At 36.2% G+C, this 23,704-nt stretch carries 23 protein-coding genes; 4 read left to right on the top strand and 19 right to left on the bottom strand.

Going from position 1 to position 23,704, the window contains the following annotated elements; genetic code table 11:
• Positions 1 to 27 precede the first annotated feature (27 nt).
• The 16 genes from BLS20_RS05315 to BLS20_RS05240 form a co-directional block, all read right to left on the bottom strand.
• Entirely contained in the window at positions 28 to 1,173 is a 1,146-nt protein-coding gene (locus BLS20_RS05315; RefSeq protein WP_176762301.1) for a hypothetical protein, read from the bottom strand.
• Positions 1,174 to 1,341: 168 nt separating this feature from the next.
• The gene (locus BLS20_RS05310; RefSeq protein ID WP_090173012.1) at positions 1,342 to 1,866 is read right to left on the bottom strand and encodes a hypothetical protein; all 525 of its coding nucleotides are present in this window, start codon (positions 1,864 to 1,866) and stop codon (positions 1,342 to 1,344) included.
• Entirely contained in the window at positions 1,860 to 2,255 is a 396-nt protein-coding gene (locus tag BLS20_RS05305) for a hypothetical protein (RefSeq protein ID WP_090173010.1), read from the bottom strand. The genes BLS20_RS05310 and BLS20_RS05305 overlap by 7 nt, the downstream gene beginning before the upstream one ends.
• Positions 2,256 to 2,510, bottom strand: a complete 255-nt coding sequence (locus BLS20_RS05300) for a hypothetical protein (protein WP_090173008.1) — start codon at positions 2,508 to 2,510, stop codon at positions 2,256 to 2,258.
• Complete coding sequence (locus tag BLS20_RS05295; protein WP_090173006.1) at positions 2,488 to 2,742, bottom strand: hypothetical protein; 255 nt, start codon at positions 2,740 to 2,742, stop codon at positions 2,488 to 2,490. Before BLS20_RS05295 ends, BLS20_RS05300 begins: the two co-directional genes overlap by 23 nt.
• 255 nt (positions 2,743 to 2,997) lie before the next feature.
• The gene (locus BLS20_RS05290) at positions 2,998 to 4,089 is read right to left on the bottom strand and encodes a PARP domain-containing protein (RefSeq protein WP_176762300.1); all 1,092 of its coding nucleotides are present in this window, start codon (positions 4,087 to 4,089) and stop codon (positions 2,998 to 3,000) included.
• A gap of 61 nt (positions 4,090 to 4,150) precedes the next feature.
• The gene (locus tag BLS20_RS05285; RefSeq protein ID WP_090173002.1) at positions 4,151 to 4,570 is read right to left on the bottom strand and encodes a hypothetical protein; all 420 of its coding nucleotides are present in this window, start codon (positions 4,568 to 4,570) and stop codon (positions 4,151 to 4,153) included.
• Positions 4,571 to 4,572: 2 nt separating this feature from the next.
• Entirely contained in the window at positions 4,573 to 5,088 is a 516-nt protein-coding gene (locus tag BLS20_RS05280; protein WP_090173000.1) for a hypothetical protein, read from the bottom strand.
• 57 nt (positions 5,089 to 5,145) lie between these two features.
• A complete protein-coding gene (locus BLS20_RS05275) occupies positions 5,146 to 6,294 on the bottom strand; it encodes a hypothetical protein (RefSeq protein WP_090172999.1) in 1,149 nt (382 codons plus the stop codon).
• Between the two features lie 379 nt (positions 6,295 to 6,673).
• The gene (locus BLS20_RS05270; protein ID WP_090172998.1) at positions 6,674 to 8,251 is read right to left on the bottom strand and encodes a hypothetical protein; all 1,578 of its coding nucleotides are present in this window, start codon (positions 8,249 to 8,251) and stop codon (positions 6,674 to 6,676) included.
• Positions 8,252 to 8,581: 330 nt separating this feature from the next.
• Positions 8,582 to 8,812, bottom strand: coding sequence for a hypothetical protein (locus tag BLS20_RS05265; RefSeq protein WP_090172996.1), 231 nt, complete (start codon positions 8,810 to 8,812; stop codon positions 8,582 to 8,584).
• Positions 8,813 to 9,020: 208 nt separating this feature from the next.
• Positions 9,021 to 9,488: a type III toxin-antitoxin system CptIN family toxin gene (cptIN, locus tag BLS20_RS05260; RefSeq protein WP_090172994.1), complete on the bottom strand. Its 468-nt coding sequence runs from the start codon at positions 9,486 to 9,488 to the stop codon at positions 9,021 to 9,023.
• 456 nt (positions 9,489 to 9,944) lie between these two features.
• Positions 9,945 to 10,319 carry a hypothetical protein gene (locus BLS20_RS05255; protein ID WP_090172992.1) on the bottom strand — a complete coding sequence of 125 codons (375 nt, stop codon included), beginning with the start codon at positions 10,317 to 10,319 and terminating at the stop codon, positions 9,945 to 9,947.
• On the bottom strand, positions 10,306 to 10,818 hold the full coding sequence (locus BLS20_RS05250) for a P-loop NTPase family protein (RefSeq protein ID WP_090172990.1): 513 nt from the start codon (positions 10,816 to 10,818) through the stop codon (positions 10,306 to 10,308). Before BLS20_RS05250 ends, BLS20_RS05255 begins: the two co-directional genes overlap by 14 nt.
• The gene (locus BLS20_RS05245) at positions 10,811 to 11,074 is read right to left on the bottom strand and encodes a hypothetical protein (RefSeq protein WP_090172989.1); all 264 of its coding nucleotides are present in this window, start codon (positions 11,072 to 11,074) and stop codon (positions 10,811 to 10,813) included. The genes BLS20_RS05250 and BLS20_RS05245 overlap by 8 nt, the downstream gene beginning before the upstream one ends.
• 87 nt (positions 11,075 to 11,161) lie before the next feature.
• The gene (locus BLS20_RS05240) at positions 11,162 to 13,585 is read right to left on the bottom strand and encodes a fibronectin type III domain-containing protein (RefSeq protein WP_090172988.1); all 2,424 of its coding nucleotides are present in this window, start codon (positions 13,583 to 13,585) and stop codon (positions 11,162 to 11,164) included.
• Between the two features lie 334 nt (positions 13,586 to 13,919).
• On the opposite strand from BLS20_RS05240, the gene BLS20_RS05235 reads away from it, so the two are divergent.
• Positions 13,920 to 14,474: a hypothetical protein gene (locus BLS20_RS05235; protein WP_090172986.1), complete on the top strand. Its 555-nt coding sequence runs from the start codon at positions 13,920 to 13,922 to the stop codon at positions 14,472 to 14,474.
• A 35-nt stretch (positions 14,475 to 14,509) separates the two neighbouring features.
• On the opposite strand, the gene BLS20_RS05230 is transcribed toward BLS20_RS05235, so the two are convergent.
• The 3 genes from BLS20_RS05230 to tnpA form a co-directional block, all read right to left on the bottom strand.
• Positions 14,510 to 14,806, bottom strand: coding sequence for a hypothetical protein (locus tag BLS20_RS05230; RefSeq protein ID WP_090172985.1), 297 nt, complete (start codon positions 14,804 to 14,806; stop codon positions 14,510 to 14,512).
• Positions 14,807 to 14,884: 78 nt separating this feature from the next.
• On the bottom strand, positions 14,885 to 20,128 hold the full coding sequence (locus tag BLS20_RS05225) for a hypothetical protein (RefSeq protein ID WP_090172983.1): 5,244 nt from the start codon (positions 20,126 to 20,128) through the stop codon (positions 14,885 to 14,887).
• A 338-nt stretch (positions 20,129 to 20,466) separates the two neighbouring features.
• Positions 20,467 to 20,871 carry an IS200/IS605 family transposase gene (gene tnpA, locus BLS20_RS05220; RefSeq protein WP_090172981.1) on the bottom strand — a complete coding sequence of 135 codons (405 nt, stop codon included), beginning with the start codon at positions 20,869 to 20,871 and terminating at the stop codon, positions 20,467 to 20,469.
• A 79-nt stretch (positions 20,872 to 20,950) separates the two neighbouring features.
• Here tnpA and BLS20_RS05215 point away from each other — a divergent pair, with 79 nt between their 5' ends.
• The 3 genes from BLS20_RS05215 (at position 20,951) to BLS20_RS05205 (ending at position 23,327) form a co-directional block, all read left to right on the top strand.
• The gene (locus tag BLS20_RS05215; RefSeq protein WP_090172979.1) at positions 20,951 to 22,090 is read left to right on the top strand and encodes an RNA-guided endonuclease InsQ/TnpB family protein; all 1,140 of its coding nucleotides are present in this window, start codon (positions 20,951 to 20,953) and stop codon (positions 22,088 to 22,090) included.
• A gap of 305 nt (positions 22,091 to 22,395) precedes the next feature.
• The gene (locus BLS20_RS05210; RefSeq protein ID WP_176762299.1) at positions 22,396 to 22,893 is read left to right on the top strand and encodes a type II toxin-antitoxin system antitoxin SocA domain-containing protein; all 498 of its coding nucleotides are present in this window, start codon (positions 22,396 to 22,398) and stop codon (positions 22,891 to 22,893) included.
• Positions 22,890 to 23,327, top strand: coding sequence for a hypothetical protein (locus tag BLS20_RS05205; RefSeq protein ID WP_090172975.1), 438 nt, complete (start codon positions 22,890 to 22,892; stop codon positions 23,325 to 23,327). Before BLS20_RS05210 ends, BLS20_RS05205 begins: the two co-directional genes overlap by 4 nt.
• Positions 23,328 to 23,704: the final 377 nt, after the last annotated feature.

The following is a 23,704-nucleotide window of genomic DNA, read 5'->3' as shown; positions in this document are numbered from 1 at the left end:
TTTTTTAGACACGAAAAAGAGAGCCTTTTACAGCTCTCTTACGTCCTTTCCTAGCAAATTATCGGTTTTCGCAAACACGAAGCGGGTGTTTTTACTCATGGTTTTTAAGCAGTTTACATATTCTTCCTGACAGGCTACGCATTCTAGCGGTCCTTCTTTTAATTTCTTAATGACTTCTACGGAAAGTGGCACGGCATTATAGATGGTTTTAAAACCTTTTTCATTTGCGAATTTTACAAGTTTTTCTCCGTTCTTCTTCTCAAGAAGTTCCATTAACTCTCGATAGTCGGTAACAATCCAAAAGGTTGCGTCAATAAAGCGTGTGCCAAATCCTGCATCATTTTCCCATGCTTCCTGAGAAATGAATGTTTCGATTTCTTCTTTCTTTCGAGTGAAAAGGATATTTACGGTTCGCTTCGCCCTAAATTTATTCAGCAAATACTCTCGTGCTCTTAGCTCTCCTCGTTTATGCATTCCATTACAAAGGAGAGGGTAAAACATATAGATAGTTTCGGTTTCACGATTTACTATCATTCCTAAAAAACGAGAGGATTTTAATTCGTCTCCTCCCATGTCCCCTTTTAATTCGAGTCCTGTATAAAACGCTTCGCTCACATCTTCTCTATTTACATCTTTATCGTCATATGCAATTCCTGCAAGTTGGCATTCGTAGATAAGACGGGAAAGAGCTACGCGTCTTTCAATTCTATCAGCGGAAACTTTCATTCTTCCTGACTCATAACTGCCAAGAGCTTCGCACCGCTTCGCTCCTTCCTTAAGTATTTGGTATGCATTTACATCATGAGGAACACTTCGGGTTTTAACGAGACGTTTTGCCACCATTTCGTCTCCGGTTTTTTTTACATAGTTTGCCTTTCGCCGCCCTATATCCATGAACACCTCTTTGGATATAACGCCTCCACTCACTTTTGCGATTCGCAATGCGTTCGCTACTAGGCTCTCTAGTCTCACTCGTTCCTCTAACATATCTAACTCCTTTCGACACGTGGAGGGGGGATTCAGTCTGTGAAAAGAGGACAGTTTGTTGTTCCCCTCCACCTCGTCTAATTTCCTTATGTGTATTTTGCCCCTAAGCCCTAATAAAATAAGGGTTTTTAAGGGCTTTACCCACCATGGGAAAATGGGCTTTTTAAAAAATCCCGTTTTACCCACGTGGGTAATCGTGAAAACAAATAAGTTTTAACTTCGTGCTAATACCTATTATTTTCGCGTCTTTTCGTCTACAAAACCTTTTCCTAACACCTATAAAACACTTTTCAATAAGTGCGAATATGTATTAACAAACAAGGCTTTATACTGTTTATCATTTATTAACACTTGTTATCTTCGTGCTAACAGCTCACTTGCTTGCTCTAAAAAGGTCTTTTTTGAACATAAAATAAGGTCTGTTCTTGTAAAATCCGCTTTTTCAGAACAGATAATCATGGTCAAATACAAAGAATTATCTGTCTTAAGATACCCTGCAAAAGTGAGAGCATCAATTGCGGATTTGGTTTCACAATTATCTCCATCTTTAAAAAAGGACGGAGCGTATTGTTTTAAAATAAGAATCATCTCGTTTTCATTCCAAAAATCAAAACAAATAGAAGGCTTGTTGTCTTTCAAAAAATCAATAAACGGGGCTTCAAAAGTTGGTCTTTTGGAAATGCGTTTTCGGATTTTTAACCGTGGAATTTGAATGTAAACAACATCATTTTTTACTTCTAGTTGGAAGTCATAAAAATCATTTTCCCATTCTTTGATTTTGCTTTGCGGATACGTTTCTATAATTTGTTCTCTAAGTTTCCAAACCTCTTTTTCCTTTTTGGCAAGAGCAAACTCCATTTTCGTTAAATCTTCTACCAATATTTTGTCTCCTCCTCTTTTCGTTTCTTTATTTTTGAAAGTGCACGTTCTTTCACAAAATGGCTTTGCAGCACTTTTCCCTGCACACACATGATAATGACAACCACAACCATTTGACCAAAAGATAGATAAAAGTTATCCGCTAATTTGATTGTGTAAAAAGCCATTAAGGTCAAAATAATAAAAAAAGAAACGGCATATACAATCAATCTTGGAATCTGCAATAAGGAATTTGAAACATCTGCTCCAAAACCTTTTAACAACATTCGATAGACAATGCTAAAAATAATATAAATAAATATGATTACAAAAACAGACCGCTCTAAGTTCATTTGTGTTAAATGCTCTGTCAAAAATCCCGATATATTTGAAACTAAATGTTCAACCATTTACTTGCAAAGACGTTTTATCGTATCGGTAAGCTCACGAGAAACTTTCAAATACTCGTGCTCTTTTGCAATTCCTGAAAAACGTCTTTTCCTTCCGTCATGCTCAATCGTCTTGTAATTCTTTGTGATATGGTCACAAAGCAAGATAATGGCATCGCAAATATCTGCTTTTGCATAAATCCCATTTTGTCCACTATCGGGAAATGAACTTGATAAAGATTCCATAATCTCTTTACATACCATTCTTTTTGTCAATAAGACCACTCTCCTCTTTCATACTCTCTTTCAGCATATTTACAGCAAACTCAAATTCCTTGTAAGAATGAAGTCTTGCCATTTCTAAGAAAAACTCAGAGATGTCTAAAATTTCAAACACCTTAAAAATCTCATAAAGTTTTGTCATCTCCGAAAAATATTCCTTAAGCTCCTTCGCGTCTTTTGCGTTTTCTGCAAACTCATGTAAATCGTTAAAAACTGTTTTCATCATAATATATATCCTCCTTTTCTTTATAAGTACATCATCATCAATTTGCTAATAAACAGGGCTTTTGCATGGTCAGTTTTTGGTAATTTTACACAAAAAGAACTTGCTGTTTTCACGCAGTGGCATAAACCATCATTTGTAAAAATACTTTAATAAGGACGTGTAACGAAAAATTATGTGAAAGAAAACTGTAAAATTTTTTAATATAAAAAAAGAACCACCCTTTTCTCAAAAATAAGATTAGGATGGCTCTTTGCTTTACCGGCTCATTTCGATTACATAGGCAATAGAAGTTTGCCTATCGTCATAAACGATTTCTTCATCTCTTAAAAGAGACTGCCCTTTGTGAGCAAAAAGAAGGTCATAACCTTTTCTTTTCATCTCACTTGGGGTTAAATTACTGCACCAAGACTCCCACTTATTTACATGGAGAGCATTGGTATAAGCGACTTTTACTACAAGCAAATAGCCTTTGTCGCTACCGCCTTTCGCCCATCTACTTCCTATTAGAGAAGTGTAGCCAAGGCTTTTGCCTGCATCAGGAGCAAAGTACTTTCCAAAACCGAACATTTTGCCCGTGGTTTTCGCCCCTTTAATATCAAGAGTTGGACCGCCTGAACGGATAAGGCTAAGAATATTCTCCGTTCTTGAACCGTGATACAAATAAACTTCTTTTGCATCATGGCTCGTTTTCCACTCCTGATAGATTTGCTCTTGAACCTCGTTTTCGATAACGAAGGCCCTTTTGAACAAAGAAGATGAACCTCTAAGATGCTTTTTGCATTGTTCTTCTTCTTCCTTATTCGCTTCTCGAATCTTTATGCCCTTTAATATATCTTCTCCTCTTGCCGAGTCGTTGATAACCTTTGAAGAGTTTTCCAAAGATTCAAGATACTTTCTTTCCCTGCGAATGATTTTGTCAAAGTCGCTTTCCTTTGTTGCAAGAAAGTCTTTGACATTTCTCATCTTTCGAGGGATTATGTCAAATGCCTGAATTAGCGTCTGATTAAATTCACTAACCAAGCAACCTTCTAGCTTGTCAAGAAGCATAGACACTTCCTTAATTTCCTTGTCGGAAACATTTGAAGCGTCAATTTGATAGTTTCTGCTAATAAATTGCTTTGAGCAACTAAGCAGGAACTCTAACCACTTGACAACTATTTTAGAGTCATTTTTAAATACTGCTTTTGACTCTGTTTTACCCGCTACAAAATTCTCTCTTATCTTGTAACCTTTACTTAACTTCTGCCTTAAGATTTTATCCCATGAGGACATAGGATATTTCTTAGACATTCGCCGAGCACCCGTTCTTCCATACTCGGCAATAAAATAGCCTTTGTGAGGAATCATAATATAATCTTTGTTATGATTCTCCACACCGTCCGTAAAATGAAGATATATAGTTTCCATCTTACTCCTCCTCTATTTCTAAATATGGATGCGACTCTGAAAGCCACTGTACTTTCCGTCCGTCCAAAATTTCTTCTAGCACCTGTGGATTTAAAGAAGCCTCCCACATTTTGGCTCTTCTTTTTATCCATTTTAAATGATGAAACCCACCTCTAAGCAAATAGCGACCTATCATCATTTCCTTAGACTCCATGCGTGGAAGAACTGCAATGAAGTCTAAATTTCGTCTTACACATTCTCTCGCAATTTCATGAGAGAAACTTGCAAGCACATGAGTGTATTTTGGCAAGTTTTCTTCAATGGCATCGACAAACTCTTTTTGCCAGCCCTTATGAGTCGCAAAAGAGTGTGAGTCTAAATCCAAAACTGCATCTGAGGCATTGAATGTTTTACCTGATGCAGGGTAGCAAAGATAAAGCATATTTATTCTCCTTCCTCACTTTCTGTCATCTTTGTATTGCAACAAGGGCAATAATGCATATAAGAATACCTCTCGTCCTTGTAAAACCATGTGCCGCAATAACTACAAGAAACAGTGCCGTTATGGTTGTCAATCCAATGTGCATGGTTGCCGCTTTTTTCGCAAGGCTCTTTCAACGACCTTCTAATTGCACTGAAAGCAATGTCAGCGTTATATGCGTTATATCCCGCACTTAAGAGCCACGTTTCTTGATTATCTATTTCTGCAATAGCCTTATCAATCCTAACCTCTAACTCTGCTATTTCTTTTTCGAGTTTAAAGTAACTATCTCTAGTATTGATAAGGTTTTGTTTTAGGTTTTCATTCCTATCCCTAAAGGATTGCACCATCTTGTCATATTCTGCTCGCTCTACCACATCTGCTGACGGCTCGTATTTAATGTCATGACCTGCTTCTGATGCATCCCACGAGCCCATACATATTTGAAAAGCGACTTCTTTATCAATATACTCTGCCATTTACTCTCTCCTTTCTTCTAAAAAAAGAGCCACAGAAGAATCCATGACTCTAGTTACTTAATCCTCGTTCAAAACCTTGTCGAAAGTTTTGAAGTTGGATTTTGCAAGTCCTGCCGTAAGTTCAAGAGCGTCCAAGAAACGTCCTGAATATGGCAAAGAGTTTGCGTATTCTGCAACCGACAAATAAATATCAATAGCTGTTACATCTCCACTAGGCGAATATGCCTTAGCAAGAACCATTGCCTCATTTGTCGGGCATTTAACTGCCCTCAAAGCATGGTATAAACATCCTTGTGGATGCTTAATATCGGTGTTACCAAGTCCTTCCATCTCGTCTTCAAATTCTTTGATAAGACTTCCTACCTTAGACCACTCATTTTTGAGCTTTGTCCAAGGGTTCTCTTTGGTAACAATATGCTTAATTCCCTTTTCCTTAGAAATTGGGATAAGCACTTTCCCGATAGAAACCATAAGACGGGCAGCCATCTTGTAGTTTCCAATGTTCGAAGTAGTCATTCGAAAAGTGAATGATACTTCTGAATCTGCCCCAATAACCTTCTTTTCTTTGAGCCTTTCCTCGAAGTCAAAACGAAGGTCTGAGTCTACCCCAATGTCTACCATTGCCATATCATGAGAGATATAGCCGAACTTAAAGAACGAATCTTCAAATTCTTTTTGGCAAACATCAAGGGCGAGGTTTACTCCCTTGCTTACCTTTAACGGTAAATAAGCATTACTTCCAACGAAATAAATCATTCCGTTAGAAACAAATACTTTCACCGTATCATGGTGAAGTGATGCTCCAAGAGCAAGAAGTTTTCCTCTTTGCTCATTAGGGAGAACGTCCACCATCTTGCTAGACTCCGTATTCATTACCATTTCGCAATGAGCACCGCATCTTTTTGCAAGACTGAACAAACCTCGTTCCTCTACTCCAATTTCATCTACAAAAATGCCTGTAGATGAAAGAGTATTGCGAAAGAGGTTCGTTTTTACGTCCTCCTCGTAATTTGCCCCATACCGCTTTTCTTCTCCAAGATAAATAAGCGGGGCATTCTCTCTGCCAATAACTGATAGAGAGTCGCACGGAACTTCTTTGTAGTACTCCTGCTCCTCAATGGACGAAAGAACCTCAAAGAAGTTTTCCTTGTCCGTGCATTTGATTTCTTCGTGTGGCTTTAATGCCACGGTTGTAAAGTTTGCCATATTGCAAATCCTCCTTATTGTTTTGTCCTCTATAGATTAAGAGGCTGTTATTTTCTTCAATCTATAAGTACTACGTAAATAAGGTGGGTAGAGAGATAGCGGTATATCCTAGTGCCCTGCACACACCCTAGTGCCCTATACTAGTGCCTATACTCTATATACCTCCTCTCTACATTGCTACTCTAAAAGCTCTCTAAAGCCCCTCTCTCTAAAGGCGTGACGATTTTTTCCAAGATTTATAATTTAGTTCTTGTTTTGAGCAAAAATGAGCAAAAAAATAAGCCGAAATCGGCTTTTGAATCCATAATTTTCTAATTTTTTGCACGACAAAAAGACTAGTTTCCTAGCCTGCTGTAAAAAATATTCACTTCTCACCCTGTCAGCCTGTTAAAAGAAGTTTTTCGTTATACGACCATGCTAAATAAAGCGACAAGTCATAAATCGCTCTTAAAAATGTGATTTTCTTTTCCTTGAATGCAATTTTAATTTTTGCGACAACAATGTATTTTAATACTGTTTTTTTGCACCAAGAAGTAGCTTTCATCATGTATTTAATTGCATTGTCACTGTCACCCATTTTTTTATAAATGTTGATAATTTTATTAATATTCTTTGATTTTGCCTTAAAAGTTCTGTTTTTTCTCTTGTTTTTCGCTCTCTCTTGTCTGTTTTGATAAAGTTCAAAAGACTGCTCCTTTGTATAAGCAATTTGAGAAGACTCCATAAACTCCTTGCTATAACCTAAGAGGGATGCTATCTTTTTTGGAGAATAATGAAGTTGCTTGCGGAAACAGTACTTTGCCAAAGAACGCACCTCAGACGCTCTGAGTGGCTCTTTTAACGAATTATTGTATCTCATAAGGATATCAAACACTTCTGCCTGTGTTCTTGCGATTTTGGCATGAATTAAGCCGAGAATGAATAAGGTTAAATTACGTTTTCCCTTAATATCATAGTTCTGCAAACTAAGCCAACGCTCAACATCATTTAAAATTAATTTTGAACGGACGCTAAGATGTGTTTGTTTTTTATACCTATTTGGGTTTGATTTATGTCTTTTTGGAGCATATCTTACCTTTTTGGCAATAGAATAATCTAAATTCTCGCCAAAACGAAGTTCGTACATTTGCTTTGCATTTAATACAGTCGATGGGAAAATTGGGTTATCATCTTCATCATAATCGCAATAATAATGAGCATATTCATCTGCTAAATAATACACATAATCCATATCGTTGGTTTCTTCATAAACAACTTTATCAGACATTGCCCTAGCAAGACTAAGAGCATTATAAACAGACAGAGGTTTTGCATCAGAATTGATTTGCATTTTCGTCTGTCTTTCTTCGCCGTTTTTGTAGTTGTAAGAAAATGGAATACGGAAGGCTGCCTCAAGACCAAGATGATTTAAATCTCCGTTTAATAAAATTGCAAGTAATTTTTGCAACTTTTCGCTTTGCTTTCTCTTTTTCAAAAGATTTTCGTCAAAGCGGAACAAAACATGAGCACCCTTAAAGCCTGTTGCAATAATTGCGTATGGCTCTAAATCTCTCATAAATGGATATTTTTCATAAAAAGCCAACAAGAGGTCTTCTTTCTCATAGACATCTTCCCAATCGTCAATATCAACCATCATCATGTTTGAAAAAATTGGATAATATTTTCTTTGCGATTTAGAGTATCTGTAAATAGCAGGTGACATTATCATGTTTTTGTATGGTAAATAATTGGAAGAAACGTCACCAATATTTAATGTAGACGGTCTTTTTGGACAAAGTTTTGAAGTAGACGCTGGAAAATGTCTGTCAAAAACTTCTTCATCATGTCCAAAGTAATTGATAAGAAAAATTCCGTCTTCGGTTGTTCCAAAAAGTTTTAAAAGAGCTTCATTTATGCCGAAGTTGTCTTCTGCTAGTCTTTGTGTTGCAAATCGCTGATATTCTTCGCTGATTCTCATATTCAATCCTCCTTTCTGTTATTAAGTAGTTTGAAAGGAATTAAAATTGGACAAATAATTCCCTTCACTTCATAAGTACAAAGTTTGTTTTTTGGAGGATTGACCTAAAAAGCCTTATTCCAAGCCCCTTTTGTGCAATGTGTATAGGTTTTTTCTAAATTTTCTCTGTTTTACACATAAAAAAGAGAGCCGTTTTTTTGACTCTCTTTACTCATTTTGCCAAAGGCGGTCTTGAAGGTTCTTCCTAGCCTTCGTATTTGCCTTATTTTGGCGTTATTCAGCCCACCGCTACTCCTTAATTGCGATAGAACGCAAAACTTCGAATTTAGGCTATTTTACACGTTTGCAAGCGGAAATCGGCACTTCGTAGCACATTATCTTTCCGTTTGAACGCAACGGATATTGCCTTGCATCTTCGCCATCAATGGAAAATTCGTAGCCTAGCATATGCTTTGCCTTTGTGATTTTGATGATATTCTCTCCGTCCTTAACCTTGTATTGTGCAAGCAAAAACGACTCCGTGCTGTACTTTGGTGCGAAGATTGGAATAATATTTGCCATGATAGATTCCTCCTTTTCTAATAAATAAGTATTTTAAAATCTTTTTTGGACATAAAAAAAAGACACCTCATTATGAGATGTCTCTTTATTACTTTTTATTTTTGATATGTTTTACAAGCGTCTTCTAGTTTTTTAAAATCGCAACTGTGTGATTAGTTACGAAATAAAAATGGCTAATCTCATTTTCATTCGGAATTAACCGTGGGGCTTACGGCTCTAAAAACTTTGTAATTTCATCAATCTTTGTTAATGGGAGTATAATCCCTTTATGATACATCCGAATTACTTTACGCATCAGCTTATCCAATTTATCAGAAAAGTCGGCTGATATGGTAACCGGAACTGTGCCATTTTGAATCGTATATTCTGTGTCAATGTACTGTTCAGTAATCGGGAAGCAATTCTGAATAAGGAAGGCTCTCTCTTCTCCGTTTACATAACCAAACCTTATGGTATCACAATGTCCCCGTTTTTCAATCTTATCTTCGTATATGCGCCTATACTTTTCTACTTGTGAAGAAATTGGAATCATCCAAAACAAATCATCATACTTAAAACAGTAGTGACAAGGTCGACCGCCTTTTTCTGTTCCACCGCCTTTATTTGCCATAAGATAACAATTAGGTAAGGCGTTGTAAAATTCGTTTTTTACAAAGTAAAAATGTCTTTCAATCACATCAATTTCTCCAAAAAAATGCCCCGCTTATATAGCGGGGGCAAGCATTTGCATCCCGACCTTTTATTATCCGCATATCGGGTAGCGGAAACATTTGCCTACGTACCTTTTATATTATGCCGATATACGTTCCCGGCAAACAAACAATTTTGAATCGTCCACTAAGCAGGACCACGCTCATGTTCACTAAGGTAGAACCTCACCATTAAAAATCATTTATTCTACAAAAGAGACGTTTAAAACCGTCTCTCAGTTTTCGGTTCTCTCTTATATGGTGGAGGTTCACCAAACTTTATCGTCCGTCGCTTATTGGTGGACGTTCACCCATCTTTATCGTTCCTCGCTTATTGGTGGAGGTTCACCCTTCTTTGTAAGTACATTATATACCTATTAACAAGTAAAATGCAATAGACTTCGTAAATTATTTGTGGAAATTTTCTTAAAAAGTTTAAGCCACTACCTTAAAGGCATCATCTCTTTTGCAATATCTAACAAATCCTTATTTTTATATGCTTTTGTCGAATGAATTAAGTGAGAAAAATGATAATAGTCAACGTCCTTTGTGTCTAAAAAAACAGTATTATATGTTCCCCATTTATCATGTTCCCCAACAACATATTCAAAATGATTAATAAGATTATCTGCATTATCTGTAGAATACCATATTTTAGTAACAATTAAATTCAAATCAACAAAACAGCCATCTTTGTTGAGAATTTTTGCTGTATTATCATTATTATCTACAAGACGAACCGACTTATTTTGTTGCAAAAACTGATAAAGCGTAGTGTCTTTTTTCACTAACTTTCCAAATAAATCAATTCCATGCATTGTGTCTAAAAAACATCAACCACAAATTATGTTCATTTGCATTAGGGTAAGTCCAACCTTTGTGCGTTATAAAATATTTCAATAATTTTTTTGCATCATTTGTTGAGATAATAATTGGAAGATGTTGCCGAATCAAGTAAATGATTTTATCAAAATTTTCTCTTGCCAAATGGTACAGTTCAATGCTTTCTGCGGTTTCATTTCTTGTTTCCAAAATATAATTGGAAGTTTTTTTGTGATTAGGGCATTTTTCGTATTTTATTTCCTCAAAATCACTTATGCCCTCAACATCATACTTTGTATGCCTTGCATGAGGCTTTTTGTTCAAAATTGTTTTTTTCAAGCCCAACAAAATAACAGGGTTTTCGCAAATTGGACATAGTGCATAATAATTGTCTTTTTGTGCATATGGAAATTCCCTATGTGTTTTGTCCTCAAATGATTTTTTATCTACAGGGTAAGTTGGTACAAAGCCTTTGTGGTATTTAATCTCAATCATGATAGCTCCTTTCGTCTAAAAGAAGTATATCATTTCCATACAAACTTTGCATTTGAACCCACCATGAAGTTGGTAATTTCATTACTTCGCCTTTTAGCTCTGCAAATCGCAAGCAAATCAACAAGTCTTTTAATCCTAATAAAATTTTTTCGCCATTTTTTTCAAGTTCAAAATACAATTGGTCGTTATTTGCATCAAAGTCAGGGTTTGATAAATCTATTTCATTTTGATACACGTTTCCATTAAATCTATTCATATTTTTTATCCTCCTTTTCTTATATATAAGTACATCTTTTGATTTTTGGGACAAAAAAAAGACACCCCGCTATGGGATGCCTCTTCATTAGGTCGTTACTTTCTTTATCGTTGACCACTTGCCGTATTTCGTTGTGCCGCCATATTTTGTTACTGCCCTTACTTGGATATAGTACGTTTTGTGTCGTGATAAACCATTAATCTTAAGACCCGATTTTTTTGTGGCATTTTTCATCTTTTTGTTTGTCGCATATCTTATCTCATATTTTGTGCACAGCACGTTCTTTGGAGTAACTTTTACGGTTGCAAAATCACTTCTTTTGTCTACCTTTATTTTCTTTATCGTTGCCTTCTTTGGTTTTTTTACAACAACTTTTGATGATACTTCTGAGCTTTCAAATCCATTTTTTATCGCAATTACTGAGGCGACCAAATAAGAGCCTGCTTTTAAAGATGATACCTTTAAAGATGTCTTTTTGGTTGTGATTTCTTTCTTTGTTCCATTAAGATTATAATAAACACAGTACTTATCCGCATCTGTTTCACTCCAAGAAATCTTGCCATTGTCTGAAATGGTTATTTTAGACGGAGCTGAAACGCAATAGTTATAGAGATAAAGGGTAGCTATTTTAGACGGGTTTGCATTTATCGTAATCGTTTGATTGAACTTTTCGAAGGAGCTGTTGTAAATTGGTGTTACCCGAAACTTAATATCCGTTTTATATTTTGCACCTATCTTATCATGCGGATTAAACGTATAAGAATTTTTTGAAGTTGTTCCGACTGTTTTCCAACTCGCTCCATTGTCAAGAGATGCTTCTATCTTATATTTGTCTGCATATTTGTAGGAAGTTAGATATCTATTGACGTAGTCGAGGTTCGAATCTTTCATTGCTAGCTCTAATTTAGCTTCTATCGCTGCTTTCTTCCAAGACAGAGCAACATTTCCATTCGTTTTATTAGTTACCGACAAGCCCTTGACAGTCGAGGAAACCGTTTTCGTTGAGTGAGGAGTCACATAGTCGCAAAGGCACCCATAATCATCTAGCCAATCTGTTATATCTTCTCCGCTTTTTGTTACAAATGCTACGTCACCATTATCATTTAATCCAATAATTCCATACTCAAATTCAAGTTTAGTAGTACTTGTGTATTGAAGATACACCTCATCCGTACACATAGTACAATACACACCCTCAGTTGTTAAATCATCAATTGAATAACTTATTCCATCACTCGAGCTTATAAACGCATTTTCATCTTCATCATAGATAAGCGTATCTTCTCCACTAATTCCTGCATGAATGGAAGATTTTCCATCTACAAGATTATCTGTATTCGCTGTAACGTGTGCAACAAGTTGATTTCCCCCTCCATAAAGTTCAGATGGGTCCACCTGCACACCTTGACACGTTTCTAATTCAGTATTAGTGGAGTTATCTACGACTTTAAATTCGGTATTGTTAAATGTTCCCACATATGTTGCAAAAAATTCTGATACGTTTTTTTCTTCATACTCGTCTACCTCGCCAGTACCTATCAAAATAGGATAATCACCTGATGCATATTTTTCATATATTTCATCAATATTTATAGACGTTGGATTTTCTGTTGTATAGTAATAAAAATCTGCTCCATTATCATTATAAAACCTATACGTTCCTGAAGGAATATTAAATGTATGAGAGGAAACATATTCGTTATATTCATCAATGGAAGAAAAAGCAAGTCCGTAATCTGTTCCCGACATTCCATAATTACTTAAAAACCTACTAACAGAATCCATGGATGCCGAGAATCTTGTGCTATTTAAAGAATCTTGTATTGTATCAATAAAATCATCATCAATTTCGGGATTTCCTTCAATTGCACCTTCTATATTTGTATGAATGAAAATTGCTCCATCAGTAAAATGACAAGTAAACTCTGATTTATCAGATGAATCAGTAATATCAAATAAGTATCGTACATTTCCACTAATCTCAATATTCTGATAACAAGTTGGAAGTGTCACTGTTAAGCCATCCGAATATTCTTCATAATCAGTAAATGTTCCCGCACCCTTGATTACAGTTGAATCAGCTTCTTGTAAAGCCACTTGTTCGTTTCCAACTAGAAGCTCTGTATAATCATTATTTTCCGCAATTACTGACTCATCTGTATCTTCATAATCGGCTGGATTTGAATAATAATAGCCTTCTAATGCTGTGCCTTCTTCTCCCTTACAATTTAATCCAAAACATTCACAGGAACTTTTATTATAGTAATCAACGTAAGTTGCAGCAAGACTTCCCGTACTCATAAGAAAAAGACCTTCATTATACAGCCAATACTTACCTACTGAATCATAAGTATCTTCTGTCAAAAAATCAAACCAACTAGAACCCAAATACTTTCCGCCTGAATAATAAGATACGTTATCTTTTGCATTCGCATAACAAGTGCTAGTGATATTTAATCCCCCAATTCCAATTGTTCCCATTAAAACTAATGCTAAAATTTTCTTAATCATATCAATTCGCTCTTACTACCTAGAGCTTCCCTCACTTTCTTTCGTTATTGTTATTGTAGTAAAATTTGTTATTTATTGTCAACCCGAAGCCTTTTCCTTTGTAAAAAAAGGTTGTCTTCTTTTCGTTTATATATAGTGTTAATTCAAGAAAAATTAGACAAAAAAGGAGAATGTCGTTAAGTTAAGATAAAAAATCCATTGACGTATTTCGATAAGTCTGCTAAATATAAAGATAAAATATAAATAGCGATGCCTTCATGCATCAAAAATAGCATCGCAAGTTGGCTAAACTTATACGATGCTGTTGCATTATAAATCAAAAGGAGAATAATATATGACAAAATTCAAAACGAAAGAATTAGAACATTGTTATCATACAATTCTAAACAACTTCCCTAAACTTAAAGTCTATAATCGTCAGAAACTGCAAGAACGGCTTAAAGATATCGAATTGCCAGATATCCTATCAAATAATCATGAATCCTTTTATCAAGAATTGAATATTTTTAACTGTGGAACAATTAACATTACATGGAATATTGAAAAGTTGTTACAATATGAACCGAATGAATGTGATTTTGAGTATCATACAGTAAGGGAATTGAAAACAATAATTGATTTTAATGCACCGCAGACACGTGAAGTATTTAATGAAATTAAACTAGGTTTAAAATCTCAGAATAAGAGGGATTATATAGTATTAGCGATGTTGCCGGGATTTCCAAAATTCTTGATAATAGATGGCAACCATCGCGTTTTAGAAAAAATAAATAATTTGGATTACAATTTTAAGTGTTTCATGTTGGCAGATAAAAGAGTCTTAAGCTTTTTAGAACCTAATTCTAGGCAATTCATAGAAACAATATATTGGCTAAATACTATTATCTAATTTCAAAAAAAGAGGGCTTATTTGCCCTCTTCCTTTTAATATCTTTTCGGATATCCTATTTGTATAATTTTACCATTTTCATATTCTTTTTCGTTAAAAGGACTGTCAACGGATAAGGGTGAATCCTTTTCATCATTTACAGTATAAAAACCATTACTGATAACAGACTGATATTCATTAAAATCTAAAATAGATGTTACCTGTCTTTCTAAAGTTCCACCTTCTATTTGACGGTCGCAAATAAGCTCATGAAGTTTTAGATTTGTTATTTCAGGTTTGCCATTTGTTTTTAATGTGTCAGAAATTATATTTGTTATAAAAATTTTACTCATACACGCCTCCATATTTCACTAACTTTAAAGTAATTTTATAATATGAGTATGGGGGAGCAATTGCTCCCCACATAAATCTTAATTGTTTGTTAGATAATTTTGTGCCTTTAATACTGAATATGGCATTTTGTCTTTTGCGGTAAATAAGTAGATTACTTTCGTGCACGGAAGTGCTGTGTAATCTACGTTGTTAAACAATTTCTTAACAGATGACTTCTGAGATGCAGAAAGCGTTCTACTATCTGTTGACAATACGCCAGTTGTATAAGAACTATCATCACCAAAGATATTTTCTCTTGTAATGCTTTCATCATCAATGGCTACCTTTGCATCATCTATTGTAGACCATCCCATGAACTGTCCTACACCTACAATGTTGCCATCTTCATCCGTTTCCATAATGACCTTTTCGTCACTTCCATTAGAAGATGCGTAGTAATTTACGCTTAACAATTCTTCGTCTGTTGCGTCCGCATTTTCCTTTGCAATGATTTCGTTAATTTCACTAAAGGAATCGTATGTAGTATCGGTGATGGAATCCGAATAAGTCTGCGTTGAAATATCCATCGCATTTTCCGCTTTCTCATAATCCACCAAGTCATAAGTAGAAGTCTTTGTTTTGGTCTTTTCTTTCGTAAGATTAGAATAATGATAAGCTACCTCATAGGTTGTATCAAAGATTGCATAAAGCGTATCGTCTTCATCAATCTTACTTGTATCTGTCGTATACGTTCCATCATGGTTAATTACCCATTTTTTAAAAGTTGCAACATCTTTTACATCTCCGTTTCCATCATCAATCAAAGAGACTGATGATGGGGTTTTTACGCCAAGACCTTCGCACCACCATGTTTGTATAGTGCAAACATCTTTGGAATTATCCCAATTCTCAAACCAATCATCACTTGACGCATAGGTGATTTTATAATTGCTAACATTTGTATTGTAACCCGTATATTCAAATCTTGTTGGAACAGAGGACTCTAATGTATTTACAAACGTATCTACATTGACATCTACCTGTTTCGACAAAAAGGTGGATTGTGCGTAAGAAGTGGTTGTTAGAACGTCGCCCCTGTAAAGGTAATATAAACCATTCATATTATTTGATTTATCAGGTTCTTTTTTCACATACTCTCCAATTCCAATGTTATCTGTAGTAGCAGATTCACTTTTTGCTGTCGTTCCTGCATACACAAAAGTAATGATTGCATTTTCTTCATCTTCATGTGTCTGATAAGATGTTGTCTTTTTACTTGAATAAACAGACAAGGATTTTGAATTAGCTGAGTTGGCTTTCACTCTTGCCTGATTAGCAATTTTTAATTTTCCATCTCCGTTGATGTTCTCACTTGACACAATATCCGTCAAAATTCGACCATCTTCTTGCGAATCACTGCCTGTTGCAACGACAAGCTCAATTTCATCAGAAGTGATTTTAGAAGATACGGAAACTCTTGCATATGCTCCTAGCTGAACAGCATCTTCTAGTGACAATGTTCCTCCCATGACAAGAGAGTTTTCACTACCACCGACACCGTCTTTATACTCACTAGAAAAGCATTCCGTCTCTGCTACTACGCTCTTATTCGAAGTTCCTTTGATTGTGATGTTTTCAAGGTCTACATATTGTTTTTCACGATTAGTCTTAGTTATGTCAATATCTTCCCCACTAGCACTTGGCTCATACACGCCAGTCTCAAATCCTGTTACGTCCTCTCCGTTCTTTCCTGTCTCTGCTCCTGTGCTCGTGTAGGTGATTGTTCCGTCAATCTCCGTGTAGTTTAACGCTGTCTGTCCTGTGCTATAGACTCCATATGTTCCTTTTCCTACAATTTGAGAATTGTAATCGTACAAAGTTCCGTTATTTGCAACCTTTACAACTGATGTAGCTGAGGTGTTTTGGCTTGCATAAGTATTTCCTGAAGAAGTGGTAAAAGAAGTATTAGAAAATCCGCTGTAAACACTGCCACTTTCAACATCTAATACTGCGCCGTTTCCTTTAGCACTAGAGGCAATAAGGTTTTCATTCAAAAACATTTTGCCACTGCCATTTTTTACAATTGCGATTTGCCCGTTTGTATTAACAGAGCTTTCGCTCGTGCAACCAATAAAACATTTTGTAAGATTTACAGTTCCTTCTCCGCCATCGTACACATAATTAGATGTGCTAGATGAGCTGTCACCACTCATTTTGCAACTAGTTAAAGTTACTGTTTTGCTTGAATTAGAAGTGACATAGAGCATCTTGCTGGAATTGGCAAACATTGCACCTGTCACGGTTACTTTTCCGTTGTTTACAGTTAAGGCATTTCCTGTATTTCCATAAAGAACAGGTTCGCCACTGATAGAAACTGTCGATGATGCATTTGTAACATAAATACCACCTGATGTATTTGCTTTGCTTACTCCAACCGAAAGGTTAGTTGTTGACTTAAAAACTCCGCTATCACTGCTATCTCCTACTCGAAGTCCATAAGTTGGAGATTCGTACAAAGAGAGAGTTCCGTCATTTGTGAAAGTTCCAATGTCGTACAAAAGTGCTACAAGACCGCTTGAAGTCTTATCCGTCCGAATGGTAAGAGTGCCTGTATTTGTAAAAGTACTACTTGCTCCAATTTTTACACTACTTGAACCACCGCTGTTTTCATATACAGTCATTGTGCCGCCATTTACATTGAACTTTCCTCCTCCATTTACTAAAACTCCGCTTGCAGATGATGAAGTCGTGTTTTTATAAACCTCTACTGTTCCTGATGAAGTAACTGTACCTCCATATACATGAATTCCTCCACCACCATTTGTTGCCTTGTTTTTATAAACTTTTACAGTTCCTGATGCGTCAAGCGTTCCACCTGTAACTCTAATTCCACCCGAAGAACTGCTTGCAGTATTATCATGCACATTTAATGTTCCTGATGCATAAAGCGTTCCTGAACCAATTACAATCCCACCTCCATTTTGCTGAGCGGTGTTATTATACACATTTAAAGTATGTCCATCTATGTACCACGAATTTCCATTAAGATATAGTCCTCCCGCAGAGCCGCAACTTTCATCTGATTGAGCTTTAACACTGTTATCATGAATTGACACATTTCCGTTTTGCGTAACTGTGGAATTTGTAACAACAATAGTTCCTGTTGCGTAGGTAGTGTTGTTCTTAATTTCTACACCGCTTAGTGTAGCAGTCGAACCGCCTTTTATGCGAAAAACGGCATTTGCTGTATCTTGGGTGTTTCCGCTATTGACATAGGTGCAACTACGGTTATTAGAAAGACTTGCTTCATTTAATGTTATTGTCGCAAGACGAGTGGAAATTCCACCGTAATTATCATAAAAAGAAGTAGCACGTCCGCCATTCGTAATAGAGCTAGATGTCTTATTCATTTCGAACTCGCAATGTCCTTTATCACCTGATTCTGTGGAAACTGAAATGGTAAGACCTTTGTAAGACTTATTACCATGAATATTACAGCCATTAAAAGAAAGTGTTGAATAGTTATCCGCATAAGCTACAGACGTGTTTGTGTCACTATCTTTGCTTGCTGTGTTGTTAAAGTTTAGTATTTCAACATTTTTAAAGTAAAGACTACCTCCACCTTTTACCGAAAAGGCAACCTGCGAGCGATTAACGCTACTTCCATTCTCGCCATAAGCACCTTGTGTGCTTGTATAACCACTGCTATTTGTTGAGGTAACAGTAGTCGTACTGCCGTTATCAACATTAATCACTACTGCATCACTAAGTCCTGCCCCAACTACAATTTTATTTCCATTAAGGTTGATTGTTGCAGAACAGCCGTATTTGTTTGAAAAAGTTCCTGAAAACGCTCCGCATTCACTTTCGTCTCGCCACTTAAAATCACCTTTCTCGACTGCTTTTTGTGTGAAACCTGCATTTACATTAACTGTTAAAGACGTTAAATTAATGTCTACTTCGTTAGCCTTTACATAATGCTTGTCTGTAATTTTTCCTGCACCTAACTGATTAAATAACCATGCGATTGTTGCCGTTGCCCCTTTGTCATAATCAGACGTATTAATCGACACAGTAGCGGTTCGATATACTCCGCTTGAAGTCGGATTAGAATATACAATCTTAATGTCTTTTGTAGCCAGCACAGGATATCTGTTTATAGAAGAATCCACTGTTGTTTTTAAAGTCTGATTTCCGTCATCAGAAGAAGTGCTTTTTTCTTGCAGAACGCTTTCATATTGCGTAGACAAGTCCTCAGACGTTTCCTCAGAGGTGTCTTCGGTTGAGTCATCAGAGGCATCTTCTTTTATAGTTTCAACTTCATCATTAGATGCGTCTTCCTCAGTTTCCTTTACCTTTGTCGGCATAACAAAGTCATAACCATCACTTGTTTTTGTAGCAACTTTGCTAAGTCCGTCAAGTCTTTCTTCTAAGTCGCCATCAAGCGTTGAATAAAGAGCGGATACATAGGCAGATGAGATAGACGTTCCGCTTACAATCGTTCCGTCATAAGAGTATTCGCCATCTGAAACAAAATCTACATAATCTCCATAGTTGGAATAATCAGCAAGGCTACCTCCTTCTACCGCACCAACGCCAATCGCTCCATCTATATTTGCAGGAATATAATCTTTTGAATCCGCACTATCATTACCAACTGCACAAATAACCGCAATGCCTTTGTCATTCGCATCTTGAATGGCTTCTTGCAAAAGTTTGCTTTTGCCTGTATTTGCAACAGAAAGGTTGATAACTGTTACATTTTTTTGCTGAATCGCAAGTTCAATGGCAACATAAGTTTCCAAAACTGTTGCAGTGCCGTTATCAGAGTATACCCCAAGTGGCAAAATACTTGCATCAGAATATTCATTTAAAATACTTGCCATAATCGTGCCGTGAGAAGAAGTATCTCCATCTCCTGCCATAGAATCATTGACAATATTTTGTACATATTCGGTATCAACAGCCGTGTCGATAAGGGCAATTACCTCGTCCTCATCAGCCTTATCCGTTTCTACCTGAGTCTTTGCAACTGTTTCAATGTCGCAATCTTCAATTTTACTTGAATAATTGGTTTCTCCGCTTACTTCTTTTTGAATGTCTTTCGCTTCATCTTTGTCCTCCGCTACGATTGCACTAACACCCCTGTATTTATATACAGTATCATAGTCGCTCGTATCGGCATCAGACGAAACCAAAACGACATTATCATTTGCTTCGACTTTTGCTAAAAATTCGCTTGCTCTATCAAATTCGGTTACATTCGCCGAAGCCATCAGCGGAGTTGCAACTGTAGTAACCGTGATAGCAAGCCCTGAAATAAATGAAATAAATCGTTTCAATATTTTCTTCCTCCTTAGTAATTAAAACCCATCAGCTAAAGCTAATGGGTTTTAGCCCATAAGTAACATGTGAAAAATCCTCTTCCCACTGCTCTTTCTCGCGACGAAAGGCAAATAGGATAGCTTTATACAATGCACATAAGCACCATCTCCTTTCTTAGAGGAGAAAGGGGAATCCCCTTTCATAAGTACTTCAAAAATTACGACTCATTTTCACGTTCCTGCAAAAATTCAATAGCCGTTTGTTTTTTCACTTCATAAATAAAATCCTTTCGGTTGTCATAGGCGGAAACCCACTGCCCTTGGGCGGTGGGAGGAGCCTTGTAAATTCGTAGCCATTAACCCTGGCTCTCAATGTATTTTTGTATGGTAGCCGACGATACTTCGCCTATACTACAAACAAAGCACCCATCAGACCAAAAGATTTTCTTCTTCCAATACTGTTTCGACAGGAAGTTTTGATATTTCTGCCATAGATAATATGTAGTCTGTTGTTTGATAAGTTTTACAATATCGCAAACTCTGTCTGTAGTATCGTAGTTAATAAGAAAATGTATATGGTCTTTGTCAGTTTCCATAGCAATAATGCCATAACCTTTGGAATTACAGATATCGTATATCTTTTGCTTTACATCATCAGCAATAGAACCCTTAAGTATCTGCTTGCAGTACTTTGTAACAAGAACTATATGCACTTTCAGACTGTATTTGCGTCTGTTATGACGGTTATATCTATTATCCATATCGAATTCCTCAAACATATTGACTTTCACTAATGAATAGTATAACATATATCTAGTGAAGTATCTATGAGGTGAATATATGGAACAAATGACAGTTACGGCTAAAATTCAGATATCCGTTAATGCGGACAGTAAGGTTTTACTTGATGAAACCATGTCTGTTTATTCTGATGCTTGTAACTACGTGTCTAACTATGTATTCCGTACTCATGACTTAAAGCAGTTTTCCTTGAATAAGGTTCTGTATTCCACACTTCGAGAAAGGTTTGGTCTTAAATCCCAAATGGCTCAGTCCGTGTTTAAGACGGTTATCGCAAGATACAAAACCATTCTTGAAAATCAGAAAGAGTGGATTCAGCCTAATTTCAAGAAACCACAGTACGACCTTGTTTGGAACAGGGATTATTCCCTGACTCAAAATTGCTTTTCAGTGAATACGCTGAATGGACGTGTTAAGCTGCCTTATTTCACTAAAGGCATGTCTAAATACTTTGACCATACAATCTATAAGTTTGGTACAGCCAAGCTTGTAAATAAGCATGGCAAATATTTTTTGCATATCCCTGTCACTTATGATGTAGAGGAAAGCAATATCTCTGACATCTGCAATGTTGTTGGCATTGACAGAGGTATTAACTTTGTTGTTGCCACCTATGATAGTGAGCACAAGTCTGGATTTGTCAGTGGTAAATCTATCAAACAGAAACGTGCTCACTATTCTAAACTTCGTAAAGAACTCCAAATGCGTCACACTCCATCTGCAAGACGTAGGATTAAAGCTATCGGTCAGCGAGAAAACCGTTGGATGCAGGATGTAAACCACCAGGTATCAAAGGCACTCGCCCTGAACAACCCGAAGCATACACTCTTTGTCATTGAAGATTTGTCGGGCGTTCGCAATGCTACAGAGCGTGTCAGGACTAAAGACCGCTATGTTTCTGTGTCATGGTCTTTCTATGACCTTGAACAGAAACTTATCTATAAGGCTAAACAGAATCGGTCTACCGTTATCAAGGTCAACCCTCGTTACACGAGTCAGTGTTGTCCTGTATGTGGACATATTGAAAAAGCTAACCGTGATAAGAAGATGCATCTGTTTACCTGCAAAAACTGTGGCTACAAATCTAATGATGACCGCATTGGAGCAATGAATCTGTACCGCATGGGAATCAACTATCTTGCAGATAGCCAAGTACCGGATACAGTTACGGCAGAGTAAACTTTGTCGTAAAGGGTGCTGTCAACCACCCTATAATGTAACGCCACTTTAGGTAATAATACCTATTGGGGTCAAAGGTCGGAGGCATAAGCCGTTACTACGACTGGGCAGTTACAAGCCCATTACCTTTAAGTGATGGGTAGTTGACTTATATAAGTACACCAAACTAATTTTTGCCGAAAAAAGAGGTGCAATGTCTTGCATCTCTGATATTATTTGTTTACTTTATTGAGTTTTTCACGTATTTATGCTACTATCATGGCATAGAAATGATACATTTCAATCATGTTAAAAGGAGGACAAAAATGACTGCAAGAGATTTAGCAAATTATTTTTTGAGTTTAGACCCTGACCGTCAGTATTTTAATCAAAACTTAATTGTTCGCAACGGCTCTACATTTTATGAAGGAAATGCGAGACTTAATAAGTATATGCATTTGGCTCAAAACATTTATATTGCCATGACAGGCAACTTGTTAATAGATTCTCCTTTTTATGCATACAGCAATGGAGCTGTTATTCCAAATATTCAGCGTGACTATCGTGTATTATTGAATAGCAGAAATGAATATACAAACATTAGTGATGAACAAAAGGTATTGTTGAAGAAACTATTTGAAGCATTAAAAAATGCTGACATAGATGAAATTATCGAAATCGACCATGAAGATAAGGCATGGATTGATAAACATAATGGCACAACTATGGCAGAACAGAAAATGGATAGCTTGCGATATAAGGAGATATACGAAGAACAATACGCTGATATGATAAAAGTATTAAATCGTATGAGAATAGCATGAATATAGAAATCGGACAGATTATTACATTACGAATGAGAGTAAATAATTCTGGAACTATCCTTAATCCACATCCATATTTGGTTTTATTCGTTAATGCTGATGATAATTATATTGAAATCGCTCAGGTAGATTCGTTGAAAAACAAGGAATATAAGGCGTTAAAGAAAAGCAACAAAATTATCTATTGTGATGCCCCTCTTGAAACAGTAATAGATAAAGATAGCTTTATACAGTTAGATAATTGCTTAAGAATAGAATATTTTGATGATATTTGTTTATTACGACGGCAAGAAGACAAATTGAGCGATAAGAAATTTCAAGAAGTAATTAGAGCTTATATCGACTATCAAAACAACAATTATATAGATGAAAATAAGCAAGTCTATGTGTCTGAATCTGAACTTAAAGGATATAATAGTCGATTGAACCGCTAATTATGTATAAAAAAAGAACCATTAAAACTTCTGACAATAGAAGAATTAATGGCTCTTTTTTTGTGCAATTCTTTTATAAAAGAGAGTGGTTTGCGTTCTCTAGTAACCGGTAAACCATCGGTACCTCGTAACTAGCATGTTCATTTGAGATAATTCCTGTAGTTAAACTTTATAGAGTCTATAGACTCCATATACTCTATAGAGTCCATATAGTCTATGAACTACGGGAGGTTATCAGATGAACAATCCAACAACAATTAAACAAAACATGCGACTTCAGAAATGGATTGCTGAAGTTGAAGCTTACAAATCTCGTCCGGCCGACATGACAGGCACTGAATGGCTTGAATTACACGGAATCAATCGTGCAACTTTTT

This window comes from Eubacterium oxidoreducens (genome assembly GCF_900104415.1).
Classification (GTDB): Bacteria; Bacillota; Clostridia; order Lachnospirales; family Lachnospiraceae; genus Eubacterium_C; species Eubacterium_C oxidoreducens.
This window is presented reverse-complemented; position numbering and strand designations above follow the sequence as displayed.